The 15675-nt window shown below is 40.1% G+C and carries 13 protein-coding genes and 1 pseudogene; 11 read left to right on the forward strand and 3 right to left on the reverse strand.

Translation table 11 applies throughout. The features are described 5' to 3' along the window. From MLE14_RS07965 to MLE14_RS07995, 7 genes and pseudogenes are all read left to right on the forward strand, one after another. A complete protein-coding gene (locus tag MLE14_RS07965) occupies window positions 1–684 on the forward strand; it encodes a response regulator (RefSeq protein WP_243297829.1) in 684 nt (227 codons plus the stop codon). Between the two features lie 165 nt (window positions 685–849). Then, window positions 850–1851: a tripartite tricarboxylate transporter substrate binding protein gene (locus tag MLE14_RS07970; RefSeq protein ID WP_243297830.1), complete on the forward strand. Its 1002-nt coding sequence runs from the start codon at window positions 850–852 to the stop codon at window positions 1849–1851. Between the two features lie 59 nt (window positions 1852–1910). After that, window positions 1911–2357 carry a tripartite tricarboxylate transporter TctB family protein gene (locus MLE14_RS07975; protein ID WP_243297831.1) on the forward strand — a complete coding sequence of 149 codons (447 nt, stop codon included), beginning with the start codon at window positions 1911–1913 and terminating at the stop codon, window positions 2355–2357. A gap of 15 nt (window positions 2358–2372) precedes the next feature. Further along, window positions 2373–3881 (forward strand): tripartite tricarboxylate transporter permease, encoded by a 1509-nt coding sequence (locus tag MLE14_RS07980; protein WP_243297832.1) that lies wholly within the window; start codon window positions 2373–2375, stop codon window positions 3879–3881. Between the two features lie 25 nt (window positions 3882–3906). Then, window positions 3907–5349, forward strand: coding sequence for a bifunctional 2-methylcitrate dehydratase/aconitate hydratase (locus MLE14_RS07985; protein WP_243297833.1), 1443 nt, complete (start codon window positions 3907–3909; stop codon window positions 5347–5349). 21 nt (window positions 5350–5370) lie between these two features. Continuing rightward, complete coding sequence (gene prpB, locus MLE14_RS07990; RefSeq protein ID WP_243297834.1) at window positions 5371–6276, forward strand: methylisocitrate lyase; 906 nt, start codon at window positions 5371–5373, stop codon at window positions 6274–6276. 203 nt (window positions 6277–6479) lie between these two features. Further along, a pseudogene (locus tag MLE14_RS07995) lies at window positions 6480–7340 on the forward strand (aldose epimerase family protein). Window positions 7341–7611: 271 nt separating this feature from the next. Here the strand turns inward: MLE14_RS07995 and MLE14_RS08000 are convergent. The 3 genes from MLE14_RS08000 to MLE14_RS08010 all read right to left on the reverse strand — a co-directional run bounded on the left by MLE14_RS08000 (window position 7612) and on the right by MLE14_RS08010 (window position 10726). Further along, window positions 7612–8034, reverse strand: a complete 423-nt coding sequence (locus MLE14_RS08000; RefSeq protein WP_243297835.1) for a hypothetical protein — start codon at window positions 8032–8034, stop codon at window positions 7612–7614. A gap of 12 nt (window positions 8035–8046) precedes the next feature. Further along, window positions 8047–8967 (reverse strand): hypothetical protein, encoded by a 921-nt coding sequence (locus MLE14_RS08005; RefSeq protein ID WP_243297836.1) that lies wholly within the window; start codon window positions 8965–8967, stop codon window positions 8047–8049. Window positions 8968–9286: 319 nt separating this feature from the next. Further along, a complete protein-coding gene (locus tag MLE14_RS08010; protein ID WP_279326793.1) occupies window positions 9287–10726 on the reverse strand; it encodes an NAD-dependent succinate-semialdehyde dehydrogenase in 1440 nt (479 codons plus the stop codon). 348 nt (window positions 10727–11074) lie between these two features. Here MLE14_RS08010 and MLE14_RS08015 point away from each other — a divergent pair, with 348 nt between their 5' ends. The 4 genes from MLE14_RS08015 to MLE14_RS08030 all read left to right on the forward strand — a co-directional run bounded on the left by MLE14_RS08015 (window position 11075) and on the right by MLE14_RS08030 (window position 15533). Next, entirely contained in the window at window positions 11075–12496 is a 1422-nt protein-coding gene (locus tag MLE14_RS08015) for an MFS transporter (protein ID WP_243297837.1), read from the forward strand. Window positions 12497–12575: 79 nt separating this feature from the next. Then, a complete protein-coding gene (locus MLE14_RS08020) occupies window positions 12576–13433 on the forward strand; it encodes an NAD(P)-dependent oxidoreductase (protein WP_243297838.1) in 858 nt (285 codons plus the stop codon). A 22-nt stretch (window positions 13434–13455) separates the two neighbouring features. Continuing rightward, window positions 13456–14592, forward strand: coding sequence for a mandelate racemase/muconate lactonizing enzyme family protein (locus tag MLE14_RS08025; protein WP_243297839.1), 1137 nt, complete (start codon window positions 13456–13458; stop codon window positions 14590–14592). Window positions 14593–14756: 164 nt separating this feature from the next. Continuing rightward, window positions 14757–15533, forward strand: a complete 777-nt coding sequence (locus MLE14_RS08030; RefSeq protein ID WP_243297840.1) for a GntR family transcriptional regulator — start codon at window positions 14757–14759, stop codon at window positions 15531–15533. Window positions 15534–15675 lie beyond the last annotated feature (142 nt).

Genomic DNA, 15675 nt, shown 5'->3' on the forward strand with positions numbered 1-15675 from the left:
TTGATAAAAGTTGCGATTGCAGAAGATGATTTTAGAGTAGCATCCATTCATGAACGGTTTCTTTTGAAAACCGATGGGGTACAAGTGGTTGGAAAAACATTAACAGGAGAAGAAACACTTAAACTTCTAAAAGAAAAAGAAGTAGAATTACTGCTCCTTGACATTTATATGCAGGACAAGCTAGGCACTGATTTGTTGCATATCATTAGAAGGGATTTTCCCCAAATCGATGTCATTATGATTACAGCTGCAACAGAAAAAGAACTCGTCGAAACATCTTTAAGAAATGGCGTGATTGACTATATTATTAAACCTGTCTCATTAGAAAGGTTTACTGTAACGATTGAAAACTACAAAAAAAGAAGAAAGTTATTAAACAACTGCACTGAAATGGATCAAAAAGTCATTGATATGCTTGTGGGATATTCGAGAACGTCGGTCAAGCCAAATGATGAAGTGCCAAAGGGGATTGATCCGTTAACCTTGCAAAAGGTAATCGACATTATGAAAACTGTTGATAATGGAATATCAGCAGAAGAAATGGGTGAAAAGCTGGGAGCTTCCCGAACAACGGCTAGGAGGTATTTGGAGTATTTAATTTCTACAGGAGAAGGAACAGCTGAGCTGGAATATGGAATTGTAGGAAGACCGGAGAGAAAATATCGGATCGTGCAACCAGTATAAACACACTGCACTTCTATGAAGCTGTGAACAAAATGAACAAAATGCGCAAAAAGGACTTTATTTGCCTTATTTTGAAAACGGTTACATTTCTGCGTAAAGTTTGTATGATTTCTTCACAAGGAATCTATTTCCTTTTAACTATTTATTTAAAAGGGGAGGGACTTTATGAAAAAAATAGTAACCGTTTTTTCTGTTTTTATGTTGTTATTCATTACTGCTTGTTCAAGTGACACGACTAGCGGCAATGGGTCAGGCGGCAGCTGGGAACCTGAAAAGCCAATTGAACTCGTAGCACCAGCAGGAGCTGGGGGAGGATGGGATACTACTGCACGGATGGCTGCTAAAGTGTTTGAAGAAGAGGGAATCATTGATCAGGGAATTGGAGTCGTGAATAAACCAGGCGGTGGTGGTGCGGTAGCTTGGGCCTATATTCACTCCTTAAAAGACAGTCCTTATAATTTGTTTGTCACTTCACCACCGATGCTTTTAGTACCGCTCAATGGACAGTCCGAGTTTGACTTTAAGGATTTTACACCGATTGCCAATTTGATTGCCGATTATGCCGCAATCGCAGTTCGTGCAGATGCTAAATGGAATAATTTAAATGAATTACTTGAAGATATGAAAAAGGATCCGTCTAGTATTTCTGTAGTTGGTGCTTCAGCTCCAGGAAGTATGGACCATATCCAATTTGTAAAAGTTGCGAAGGCAGCCGGTGTCGATATCACAAAGATTAAGTATGTGTCCGACCAAGACGGAGGTGCCCTGACACAGCTGCTTAATGGCAATGTTCAAGTGTATTCGACTGGAGTGGCTGAAACAGTTGAACAAGTGAAAGCTGGAAAAATTAAAGTTCTCGGGGTTACATCTGAAGAACGATTACAGGGTGAAGTTCTAGAAGACTTTCCTACTGTTAAGGAACAAGGAATTGATGCAACATTTATTAACTGGAGGGGCTTCTTTGGACCGCCAGATATGGATGAGGCGGCATTGGCTTACTATGAAGAGAAATTTAAAGAACTAAATGATTCTGAAGCTTGGGCTGAAATCCGCAAACAATACGGATGGTCTGAGATGTATATGAATCATGAGGAGTATGTGAAATTCCTGGCAGAAGAAAGCGATGCTATGAAGGCGCTTTTAGACGAGCTGGGGCTAGGAAAATAGCAATTACAAGGGAGCCAATGAAGTTACCATTGGCTCCTTTATCTAAGGTGGTGATTTATATGTTAAATTCAGCGAATAGAACAATCTCTCTCATTTTAGGGATCATCGCAATCGGCTATTTAGTGTTAAGCTTCCGTTTGCCTGCATACCCATATGTTCCGGTGGATTCAGATGTGGTACCGATAACGCTTAGCTTAATCCTGTTATTTCTGTCATTCGTGTTATTTTTTCAAAAAGATAATCACAAAAGGGATACCAAACTTCCAAATGGTGAAGTGAAAGTTATTCTGACAGTTATGGGGTTTGTTTTAGTATATATTATTCTGCTTGAAATGTTGGGCTTTTTCCTTACAACTGCCCTGTTTATATTTATAAATTCCTGGTACCTAGGATACAAGAAATGGCTAAGTAATGTAATCGTGTCCCTTTCTGTCCCTCTATTTATCTATCTATTGTTTAATGCGTTTTTACAAATTCAGCTACCAAAAGGAATCCTGCCATTCTAGAAAGGGGGAGGCGAAATGGATATTTTTAATGGAATACTAACCGGTTTTCAGGTTGCTTTTAGTCTGCAAGGTTTATTATTTGTTTTTCTTGGTGCAATTGTCGGAACACTGATTGGAATGATACCGGGATTAGGACCCATTACGGCAATTGCTGTCATGATTCCCATCACCTATGGGATGGATCCTGCCATGGCTCTTCTTTTAATGGCTGGGGTATACTACGGCGCGGCTTATGGAGGAGCAGCCTCTTCCATTCTTTTGAATGCACCTGGTGAATCTATGTCCGTTCCAACGACCTTTGACGGATACCCAATGGCCAAGCAGGGGAAAGCAGGAAAAGCATTGGCGATTGCTGCCATTGCCTCCTTTGTTGGAGGAACCGTAAGTGTCATCCTTCTGACTTTCTTTGCACCGGCCCTTGCCAATTTGGCGATATCCTTTGGGCCTGCAGAATATTTTGCCTTAATGCTTATGGGATTAATGACCGTTTCCAGTTTTTCAGAAGGTTCTACCGTAAAAGCATTAATATCAGCAACAGTCGGGTTTATGATTGCAACAATTGGAATAGATGCTCAAACGGGAACGACCCGATTTACTTTCGGAAATATAAACTTGCTAGAAGGTATAGATTTTCTAGTTATCGCCCTAGGCTTATTCGCCTTGGCTGAGGTAAGTACTCTCATTTTTGAACGAAAAGAAAAAGGAAGCTTTTCCAATAAACTGGGGAGTCTTCGTTTATCGAAACAGGATTATAAAGAAATGGCTGGTCCAATGGGGAGACAGTCTGTTCTTGGATTTTTAATAGGCGTGCTCCCAGGTGCTGGCGGAACGATTGCCTCCTTTTTAGGCTATATATCCGAAAAAAAGCTTTCAAAGAAGCCTGAGGAATTTGGAAAAGGCTCTGTAGCGGGCTTAGCTGCTCCTGAAGCGGCCAATAATGGTGCTTCAAGCGGTGCGTTTGTACCATTGCTAAGTTTAGGGATTCCGGGTTCAGGGACAACCGCCGTAATGCTTGGTGCCTTAATTGTTCTAGGAGTACAGCCGGGTCCTTTACTTATGAATGACCACCCGGATGTATTTTGGGGAGTCATTGCCAGTATGTATATTGGGAATATCATTCTATTGATTTTGAATCTCCCGTTGATTCCTTATATCTCCAGGATTTTAAAAATACCGCGTCCGATGCTGATTTCACTCGTCATTGTTTTTTGTTTAATCGGGGTATATGGCATTAGCTTCCGGACCTTTGATTTATATTTACTCGTGTTATTTGGGATTTTGGGCTATTTTATGGCGTATTTTAAGTTTCCGGCAGCGCCTATGCTTTTAGCCTTTATTCTTGGAGGCATGATGGAACAATCGCTGCGGCAGGCATTAACGATATCAAATGGCAGTTTGCTGATCTTTGTTCAAAAACCTATTGCCTTGACACTGCTAGTCGTCGCGTTTCTTTCGTTCATTGTCCCAATCATAAAAAATAGAAGAAAAAAAGAAATCGAAGTACCACTCAATCAGAATTTATAAGCTGATAGAAAGGAAGGATTTAATCATGCAACATATAAAATCAGATACAGAACAAAAAACGGATGAGGTAATCGAAACGATTGCTGATTATGTACTAAATTACCGTGTTGATAGTGAACTGGCGTTAGACACAGCCAGATATGTTTTGATGGATACGCTTGGCTGCGGTTTCCTGGCATTAAGGTACCCCGAATGTACGAAGCATTTAGGTCCAATTGTACCAGGTACGATCGTTCCTAATGGCAGCAGAGTGCCTGGAACTCAATTTGAATTAGATCCAGTACATGCTGCTTTTAATATTGGCTGTGCCATCCGCTGGCTTGACTATAACGATACATGGTTAGCGGCTGAGTGGGGACATCCGTCTGATAACTTGGGCGGTATCTTAGCGGCGGCCGATTATTTGAGCCGTAAACGGATAGCGGAAGGAAAAGAACCGCTTACGATGGATACGGTACTGGAAGCGATCGTGAAAGCCCATGAGATTCAAGGTATTTTAGCTTTAACCAATAGTTTGAATCGAAGAGGTCTCGATCACGTTCTGTTTGTAAAAATTGCAACAACCGCTGTCGTGGCGGCGATGTTTGATGGAACAAAAGAAGAGATTATGAATGCCGTTTCGAATGCGTGGGTCGATAATTCCAGCTTGAGGACCTATCGTCATTTTCCAAATACAGGCTCACGCAAGTCATGGGCAGCAGGGGACGCAACAAGCCGTGGTGTGAGGCTTGCCATGATGGCCGTCAATGGGGAAATGGGTTATAAGACCGCATTATCCGCACCAAACTGGGGCTTCCAAGATGTTTTATTCGGAGGAAAAGAAATCACTTTAAGCAGACCATTGCAATCGTATGTCATTGAAAATATTTTATTTAAAATTTCATACCCTGCTGAGTTCCATGGCCAAACAGCAGCAGAGTGTGCGGTTGAGCTTCACCCGCCGGTCGCCGGTCGCCTAGATGAGATTTATAAAATAGTCATTACATCCCATGAATCAGCAATCCGTATCATTGACAAAAAGGGACCGCTGCAAAACCCAGCTGACCGGGATCATTGCATCCAATATATAACAGCCATTGGTCTATTGTTCGGAAACATAACAGTCGATCATTATGAGGATGAAACAGCCAGGGATCCAAGGATCGATGCTTTGCGTGAAAAAATGGAGGTTGTTGAAGATAAACAGTACAGTGAGGATTACTTAGATCCGAATAAACGCTCCATTGCGAATGCCGTACAGGTCTTTTTTAAGGATGGAACCTCAACTGAAAACGTGGTAAGAGAATTTCCGCTTGGACATCGTTTTAGAAGAGATGAAGGAATCCCGCTATTGAAAAGAAAGTTTATCAGTAATTTAGAAACCCGTTTTCCGCAAAAGCGGGTAAAAGAAATTTATGATTTATGCTCAGATTCGGATGAATTATTGCAAACAAAAGTACATGATTTTATGTCAATGCTAGTGATATAGATGACTTGATGAGGTGATAGGATGCCGTGGATGGTAGATAAGGAACGAAGTCAAGCAGAACTGGCTTCGGTTTTTCGTGAAAAAATGTTAGGGTCATCAATTTTTAGGCTGCCGGGTGCACATGATGGGATGAGTGCCCTGCTTGCGAAAAAAGCTGGGTTTGAGGCCTTGTATCTGTCTGGCGCTGCCTATACGGCAAGCCGAGGGCTCCCTGATTTAGGGATGGTGACATCTGAAGAGCTGACAGTTCGGGCCAAGGATCTGATCCGGGCAACTGATTTGCCGGTGCTTGTTGATATCGATACCGGTTTTGGCGGTATTTTGAATACTGCCCGGACTGCAAGGGAAATGGTTGAGGCTAGAGTAGCGGCGGTTCAGATAGAAGACCAGGAACTGCCAAAGAAATGTGGGCATCTGAATGGGAAGAAGCTGGTGGCGCCAGAAGAAATGATGCAAAAAATAAAAGTGATCAAAGAGGTAGCCCCGTCACTAATAGTGGTTGCGAGGACTGATGCAGCTGGAGTTGAAGGGATTGACCAAGCATTGGAGAGGGCCAATCTGTATATTGAAGCCGGAGCTGATGCCATTTTTCCCGAAGCATTAACGACAGAGGAAGAATTTTTAACGATGAAAAGCATGGTAAACGCTCCGCTGCTCGCGAATATGACTGAATTCGGTAAGACCCCGTATTATAGTGCGGATGAATTTGAACAATTCGGATATAGTATGGTCATCTATCCAGTGACATCTCTACGCGTGGCTGCTAAGGCCATAGAAAATGTGTATAGAGAAATTTATGACAAAGGAACGCAAAGGGACTTCCTTAATAAAATGCAAACTCGTAAAGAATTATACGAGACTATTCGTTATTATGATTTTGAGGAATTGGATGCTAGTATTGCCAAAACAGTTTTGAGTGAAAAATAAAAGGAGAAGGAGGGGTCCCGGGGGAATAAGGGGCCCTTTTTTATAAAAACCTCAATGAGTGGATGTGGTCTAAACCCAACGGCACTCTTTATATTATTTTTGGAACACAAGAGAACCGTCCCTTTGTTTCATTAAACAAACGTTTGTTTAAAATCCGAGTGGAAAAACTTATACTTATAGTAAAAATTCTGGAGGTTATAAATTTGTATAAGATTACTCAATCGCAATTAGGGGATTATACGGTTTATCAATTAAATGATGATGAGGTTTCATCACTGAAGGTCGTCCCTGAACGCGGGGGCATTATTATTGGCTTTCAAGTTGATGGTGAAGAAATTCTTTATTTAAATGAAGAAACTTTATTAAATCCAGAAGCCAATGTTAGAGGCGGGATTCCTATTCTTTTCCCGATCTGCGGAGCATTGGAAAATGGAGAATACACTTGTAAAGGTAAAACTTATCAAATGAAGAATCACGGATTCGCTAGAAACATGGCTTGGGAAGTTGTTGGACAGCAAACTGAGGGGAGGGCATCCATCACCCTCAAACTATCAAGCAATGAGGAAACGAGATAGGTATATCCTTTTGATTTTGACATCCTTTACACATATCAACTAAAAGGAAAGCAATTAACTATCCTGCAAGAATACGTAAACCGTTCGGATGAACCGATGCCGATGTATGCGGGGTTTCATCCTTATTTTAAAACTAGCCGGAAATCAATCATGTATAATCTCGAAGCGACGCAATATCTGGATTACAACGATGGCCAGGTAAAGCCCTATCAGCCTGAACTGGATCTAAGCACTAAAAAAGAAGCCTTTTTAATTTTAGATCCAAAAGGAAATGTGGTGTCCTTTCCGTTGGCAGAAATTGAAAAGAAAGTAACGTTGAAGTACGGGGAGGAGTTCAAGCATATTGTTTTGTGGTCTGAGATTGGGAAGGACTTTCTTTGCGTGGAGCCGTGGATGGGGAAGATGGGTGATTTTAATCATATAGACGATATTCCGGTGGTCGAGCCGGGGGAGTCGTTGGTTACTGTAGTGAGTATATCGGCTGACTAGGGACACGGATGGGGAGTATTTGTTATACCTTACAGGTATTGGAACGGCCGGAATTTTTCCGATATAAAAGCCCGAGACGATTTGTCTCGGGTGGATCCTAAATTACTTTTTGTTTTCATTAATAATTTTTCTGCAACTGGCTACATGAATTCCAAGCCTTTTTCTCAAAACGGTACTTGCAGCAGATTTGTTTTCTTCGGGTTCATATTCAAGTACATGGCACAAACTCTCGTATTAGGTGAGCACACCTTCTTATTCACTTCTCCCCGTATTAAATTTCAATCGTTTTATTACCCTCAATTAAGTCGGTTAACTGCTGGATGTTAGCAAAAGGGCTGGAAGAAACAATTTTGCTTAATCCTTGCATTCCCATACTGATTAAATTCTTATCTCCATCTTTTATTCCCTTATCAATAATCTCAAATGACTTATTAATGGCTGAACTTCTTTCATCAAAAATTCGATCAAATACTTTGTGATAGAGCTCGTATTTCTTCTCAATTTCTGTTAAAAGTATGGATTTTTGTGCTTCGATTTTCGCTAATTCGCGTTCGTTCATTTTTGATTCTTTGTAAGCATCTGTCAGCTTTTCAAAAAAATCTAATACATCCGCTGCTGGCAGAATTTCCGAGACCTCATTTAATTTTTCTAAAACTTTACCAGAATCTTTCTTTGAAAATAATTTATCAAGCATGAGTAGCAGCTCCTATTCTTCGAAGACTTTTGTGTCAATTAAAATGGCAAAATCACTAGCAACCCCGCCAATGTATGCAATCTGTTGGTAGTCTTTTTTCGAAAAGTAATTTCCTCTAAAAACATTTTTTCTAACCCATTTAATAAATCTTGATAGGACAGGTACTTTATAAATTTCTTTATATACTTTTTGAAACTCTTGGTCGAAAACCCGAGTTGATTTTTCCAATGAGATTATTAATTCTTTGGATCGTTTTTCTATCAAATCTAATTTTAGTAGATTTTCTCGAATTTGATCCAACACCTTAACAAATTTAACCATATCCTTTTCAATCTCATTTATTTTTTTATTGGCTTGTACATGCGAAAAAATACCAGTCAAAGCAAGAGCGGGGATAACAACTAATCCGCCGATTACAGCAGATCCTGCTGCCATGCCACCACCTCCAACGGCAGTTGCTCCTCCTCCAAACCATGCCAAGGTTGCATTCGTAGCTGCTGCACCTGACAACCCTGCAATAGCAGTCCCGGTTGAAGCAGTTCCGAATGTGGAAACAAGAGCCCATGCGCCAGCTGCCGTTCCTACTCCAGAAGAGATTCCCTTTGTAGCATTCATCGCCATTTCCCCAGCCGAAATAGTAGAATTTATTTGATCAAAACTAACAGATTCTATTTCATTGCCTAGACCTTTAAAAGAAAATTCTCTGTCTTTTCCTTTTAAATTATTGGAAATCTTACTGATTTTTTTAAGGGATTTCACGGATTGTATTTTTATTTCGATTACCTTTTCTAAGGTTTGATTGACCGTACCCCTTTTACTTTCCATTTCTTGATAGAGTGATTGATACTCGTATTGTAAGTCTTCAAACTCTTCGATTTTCCTTTCAATTCTCCCGGATGCTCCGAAAGTAATGATATTTTTTATTAAACTCATTTTGGTCTCCTTAGGTGAAATCTATCAATTATTAGGTATTTTATCCCTATTATAATAGAATGTGGTTAATATTGGTACTATTGGAAAATTTATTTCCAAATCGGAATAGGCATAAAAAGAGACACGCCCACCTAAAAAAAGGAGAACGCGTCCTAATAATTTTAATATCATCAGAAGAGCGGGGACAAAGATAAATCCTCCTCCTCTCCAATAATCATAGTCAATTGTTCCGGAAAGTAAGCCGACAAAAAGAAAAAGGAAGGCTATTGTACATCAAGCATACGTTTCCGTTCCTCTTCAATTAGCGCAACTCAGGGGTTTAATCATTTAAAACCATTGAAATGTATTTCATTTCTAAATATTGATCCATACCGTACTTACCGCCTTCGTATCCTAATCCACTTTCCTTCCAGCCAATAAATAGGGATTGAGCAACGGTTGGAAGTGGATCATTCACACCTACCATTCCATACTCAAGATTTTCAGAAACTCTAAATGCTTTTCCTAAATCTCTCGTAAAGACATAAGAAGCAAGCCCATAGCTGGAGTTGTTGGCTTTTTTAATAACCTCTTCTTCCGTTGAAAATGATAAAAGCGGAGCTACGGGACCAAATGTTTCCTCATGGCATATGAGCATAGAATCATCTACATTTGTCAGGATGGTAGGTGCGAAGAATGACCCTGCCAGGCCGTCCCTGTTCCAAACGGAACCGCCTGTTACTAATTTTGCCCCTTTGTTTAAGGCATCCTCCACATGCTCCTGAACTTTTTCTAGAGCATTTCTATCAATTAACGGACCGATATCCACGCCTTTTTCAAATCCATTTCCTAACTTAAGTGACTGAACACGCTCTGCTAATTTGTCTGAGAACGCTTTCATAATAGAGTCTTGAACATAAATTCGGTTGGAACAAATACATGTTTGCCCGGCATTACGGAACTTGCTGATAATACAAGCTTCGACTGCTTTATCTAAATCGGCATCCTCAAACACAATGAATGGGGCATGACCTCCAAGCTCTAAAGAGATTCTTTTCATCTGATCTGCCGAACCCTTAGCCAGATATTTGCCTACCTCAGTTGAGCCTGTAAACGTAATTTTCTTCACTTTTTGATTTTCTAAAAACTCGGGTCCGAGTCTTGAGCCTTTTCCAGTAACTAAATTTACTACACCAGCAGGGAAACCGGCTTTTTCAAACGTTTCGAAAATGGCAATGGCCGTTAGCGGTGTTTGTTCAGCTGGTTTTACTACAACAGGACACCCGGCGGCTAAAGCGGGTCCTATTTTTCTAGCAATCATTAAAGCTGGGAAATTCCAAGGAGTTATGGCAGCTACCACTCCAATTGGCTGACGGATTACCAGTAAACGTTTATTAGGAGTTGGGGCAGGAATTGTTTCACCATAAATTCTTTTTGCTTCCTCACTGTATAAACGAAAATATTCAGCAGCGAAAAGTACTTCTCCCTTTGCCTCGGCAAAGGGTTTTCCTTGTTCTAAAGTAAGAATTTCAGCTATTTCATCTGCACGTTCAATCAGCAACTCTGAGGTTTTAAATAAATAGTTACAACGTTCTGAAGCAGTTGTTTTCGACCAGCTTTCAAAAACCTCATTTGCCGCATCTATGGCAATGGCGGCATCCTCTCTACTGGCGGAAGGGACCACTCCAATTACTTCTTCAGTAGCAGGGTTTGTGACATTACTTGTCTTTTCAGTAACAGAATGAACCCATTGACCTCCGATATACATCTTCTTCTCCATAATTTCACCCCATATTTGTAATATTGTTATAACAAATTCCTTAAAATATATGGTAAAGTTATTCGATTATTGTGTCAATGATGACTTTTCTATTTTAAAGTTCTATAAGTATATTGAATAGTACAATAGTCATGAGTAGAATTATAAAATCATTTTTCGCATTGACAAAAAATTTTGTCAATTGTATTATTTGTTCTAACATTATAACTTTATATCAAGCAAAACTCACGCATTCCAAAAAACTGAAAAGGAGGGAGATTTGAAAATTTTTAAGGAAGCGCTTACATCTTGTTGGGTGATCAAGGTAATCAAAGGGGAGCTTTTAAATTATGTAAGGGTGTGAATGAGATGAGGGAGAAATTAGTAATTCGCTCTACAGAAGATGTTATTAATTATGTAAATAATAATCCTGTCAAAAAAGGCGGATTATTGGTCATACTCGTTGCGCTTGGAGGTATCTTTGTTGATGCTTACGATATGGTCAGTTTAGGAATAGGAACGGGGCAATTAAAAGAAGAGTTCGATTTAAGTCCGAGTGAATTAGGGTTCCTTACTTCAATATTGGCAGTCGGTGCTTTTCTAGGAGGTATCATTGGGGGGTATTTTACCGACCGTTTTGGCCGTAAGAAGATGTTTACGCTAGATTTAGTGCTTCTTATCTTTGCAGCTCTTGGTGCGGCATTAGCTCCTAACTATTTTTGGTTAGTTATCTTTCGGTTCCTAATGGGGATTGGGATTGGATTAGACATACCGGTAGCACTCAGCTTTATAGCCGAGTACAGTAACACCAAGAAAAAAGGACGGAATGTCAACATGTGGCAGCCTATGTGGTATGTTGCTACAGTCGGAACGGGATTAGTTGTATTACCTATTTTCTTGTTGGGTGTGGAGGAAAACCTTTGGAGATGGGCAGTCGGCCTTGGAGCATTATTTGCCCTTATAGTTCTTATCCTACGCTTTATTCTAATGAGTGAAAGTCCGTTGTGGGCTGCGAAGAATTTGCCGCTAGAAGAAGCTGCAAAGGTTTTAGAGAAAACCTACAAAATTTCGGTAGTCATTGAAAAAGATCCAAATGAAGCTAAAAAGCAAAAGTTGAATCACAAAATTCCATACTCGGTTATTTTTAAAGGCAGATATAAAATGCGGACAATTTTAGCGGGGATCATTTCCGGTACACAATCGATGCAGTATTTTGCAGTTGGATTCTATATACCTACCATTTCCCTATATTTATTAGGCGAAGGGATGATTAATAGCATAACAGGAACCATCTTATTCAATATTTTTGGGATACTCGGGGGCTTTGCAGGAGCATATGCCTCAGTAAAGTTTGGCTTAAGAAAAGTGGCCATATGGGGCTATATGTTAGTGGCTGCAAGCCTTTTAATTATTGGAATTGCAAATGATGAGAGCTCTTTCATTTGGTCTTCTGTCCCACTTGCTCTATTTATTTTTGGTCACTCGTTTGGTCCAGGTGCACAAGGTAAAACAATGGCGACTATTTCCTATCCAACTGAACTTCGAGGATTAGGAACTGGTTTTGCAGAAGGAGCAAGCCGAATCGGCAGTATGCTTGGATTTTTCCTATTCCCAGTTTCGCTTGCGGCTTTTGGGCTAGCCAAAACATTCCTATTTTTCTCCATCGTTCCTATCTTTGGTTTAATTTGCACGCTCATCATCAAGTGGGAACCAAATGGTATTGATATTGAACATGAAAGTGAGTCTGCTAAATATGATGTGCCAAATTCAGCCAGAATAACAGAAGTTTAGGATTTTTTAATGAGACTCTTAGGGTTTGATTAGGCAACGCAAATTCTAAGAGTCTATAACATATTAGGGGGTATTTGCAATGAAAATCGGATTCATCGGTTTAGGAAAAATGGGTGGAGGATTGGCCCGTAATTTGATTCGGGCAGGATTTGATACTCATGTGTACGATATCAATCCAAATGCAATGGATAAAGTTTTAGAAGTGGGTGGTTCTCCAGCTGATAATCCTGCCGACTTGGCTTCCCGTGTTGATTTATTATTTACAAGCCTGCCATTGCCAGTCCATTTGACAGATTTATTCATTGATAAGGATGCACTTTTAACCAAGATGAAACAAGGAGCGATCCTAGCTGATGTCAGTACCATCGATCCTAAAACGGCTAGATTGCTTAGTGACCATGCTGAAGAAAATGGAGTCCATTTTCTTGCGTGTCCGCTAGGTAAAGGCCCAGCACAAGCTGAGCAGGGCATTCAACCTATTTTTGTCGGCGGAAAAAAGGAAGTTTTTGATCAGGCAAAACATGTTTTAAATAAAATTAGCTCCCAGGCTATCTATTTAGGGGATGTAGAGCAATCTGCGGCATTTAAATTAATTAGTAATTTAGTAGGTATGACTAATATGCTTATTTTGGCTGAAGGATTGCGTCTTGGTGAAAAAGCCGGCCTGGACCCTGCTCAGCTGCAAGAATTATTGGCTGATACAGGAGCTGATTCTTATCAATTAACGTTAAGAGGACCGATGATACTTCAAAATGATTTTAATGCTAAGTTTTCTATTAACTTGGCTTTAAAAGATATTCGTTTAGGAGTTGGAATGGCAGAAGCCTTTAAGCAAATTGCTCCATTTAGCGCGCTTGCTTCTGAATACTATAAGAAGGCAAGTGAAGCAGGATATGGTGAAGAGGATTGCGCAGCAGTCTATAAAATTTTTGCCTAATTATTAGGGGTGTGTGATTAATATGCAAATCGCGAAAGTTGAACCAATCGTGATAGATATGCCACTTGAACGAAAAGTGCAAACCTCCTTTGGCGAAATGGACAGAAGGACTAATGTACTTGTACGAATTGAAACAGACACGAGAGAATATGGGATGGGGGAGATTTGGAATAACTTCCCTTCCTGGGGAGTCTTTGAAAAAGTTACTACATTAAAATATGGGATTGCCCCTTTGTTAGTGGGGGAAGATCCAAGAGATATCGGCAAAATAAACCAAAAATTGTATAGTAAACTAACAGTACTTTGCAGGCAGTGGGGAGCCCTTGGACCGATGTATCATGCGATAAGCGGAGTGGACATTGCTCTATGGGATTTAGTTGGGAAACATTACGGGCTGCCTATTCATCAGCTGCTATGGGGCAAACTTTCTGATGAAGTTGAAGTCTATGCAAGTGGTCTGGGTCCGGTTCTGTTAGATGAATTGGTAACCAAACATCAAGAGATGGGGATTCGCTATTACAAATTAAAAGTAGGGAAGAACAGCAGGGTTGATTTACAAAATATAAAAAGACTAGGAGAGATGCTGAATCAAAATCAGCATATCATGATAGATGCAAACCAGGCCTGGAGCCGGAATGAAGCTTTGGAAAACATAAGACAATACAAGGATTTTCAATTAATGTGGGTTGAAGAGCCGATCCAATGCGATGATTATGAAGGTTTGAGACTTATTAGAGAAAAAACGGACATGTCCGTTGTCGCGGGAGAAAATATATACGGAAGAGAGCAGGTTCGAAAGGCGTTAGAAATGGGTGCTATCGATTTGATTCAGCCTGACCTGAGTAAAAATGGCGGGATATCGGAATGTAAGGTTATGGTCGAAATGGCAAGCAGCTGGGATATTCCGTATGCGCCTCATTTTCTTGGAGGAGCTATTTGCTTTACCGCAAGCCTTCATTTTATAGCTAGTATTCCTGGCGGTGTAATCCTTGAGATGGATGCTAACCCGAATCCATTTCGCGAAAAGTTATTTGTAGAACCGTTTGCAGTTAAGAATGGGAAGGTAAAGGTGCCAGATGGACCAGGGCTTGGCTTGGAGATAGACTATGATTTTTTAAATTTTTATAAAAAAGATATAAACAACTTGCAGTTTATATAAATGAACAGGGGCGTGACTCCGAGTAAAGAAAACACATTCAGCTGTGTTTAGGAGGAAGCCTCTTTTTCTTATTTGGATGCCTATAACTAAATTTTGTTACTATGGTATAATTTGAAAATAAAAAGACATAACATTATAACTTTTATTGGAAGTGAAGGATTGGAGTGATACTTATTAATAATAAGCACAGCTTAGGGGATGGAAAAAATATTTTAGATCACAATAGTCCTATTCCCTTGCACTATCAGCTCACGGAATATATCCGCAAAGAATTATTTAATGGAACCATTGTAGATGAAAACGGAAAATTACCAACTGAAAATGAATTAGCTGAAACCTTTCAAGTAAGCCGTGTAACTGTTAGATCGGCTCTTACAACATTACTTAATGAAGGCCTTTTAGATCGGAAAAGAGGAAGCGGGACCTTTCTCAAAAGCAATAACTCGGAAAACTGGGTTGGGGAACTAATGGGTTTCTCTGAATCATTCGAAGCTGCTGGTGTTCAACATGGGGCAAAAGTACTGTATAAAGGACGCAATAATCATCCTGAAGATAAAATAAAAGAACAGTTAAGAACAGGTGAAGTTTGGGAACTTAGGCGTCTTCGATTTGCCGATGGTGAACCTATTGCCATCGAACATTCCTATTTTCCAATCGAAATTGGAATCGAGATTAGTAAACAAAAAGATCTCAATCAAATTTTAACTTATCGATTCATTGAGCAAGAGCTAAACATCCAATTGCACGAAGCCAAGCAAATTGTAAGTGCCGTAAATGCTAGCCGTGATGAAGCAAGAACTCTAAACATCCCAATTGGTGACGCACTTCTTTATACGGAACGACTATCCCTATCAACTATTGGTGAACCTGTTGAATATTTGCAATCTGTATATCGTCCAGACTACTTCCAATACGTAGTAAACCTGAAGAGAAGAAGGTAAATGAGCAGGTTTTGCCCCACTCCACATGGATAAAGTAGAGTGGGGCAGGCATTGAAAACACACTAAATCGTTTGGTGACGAGCATGAGTATGTTGGCTAAAAAGTAAAGGGGTAACGCTTTGTTACCCCTTTTAAATATGCG

The sequence above is a fragment of the Bacillus litorisediminis genome, from assembly GCF_022808645.1.
Classification (GTDB): Bacteria; Bacillota; Bacilli; order Bacillales; family JC228; genus Bacillus_BF; species Bacillus_BF litorisediminis.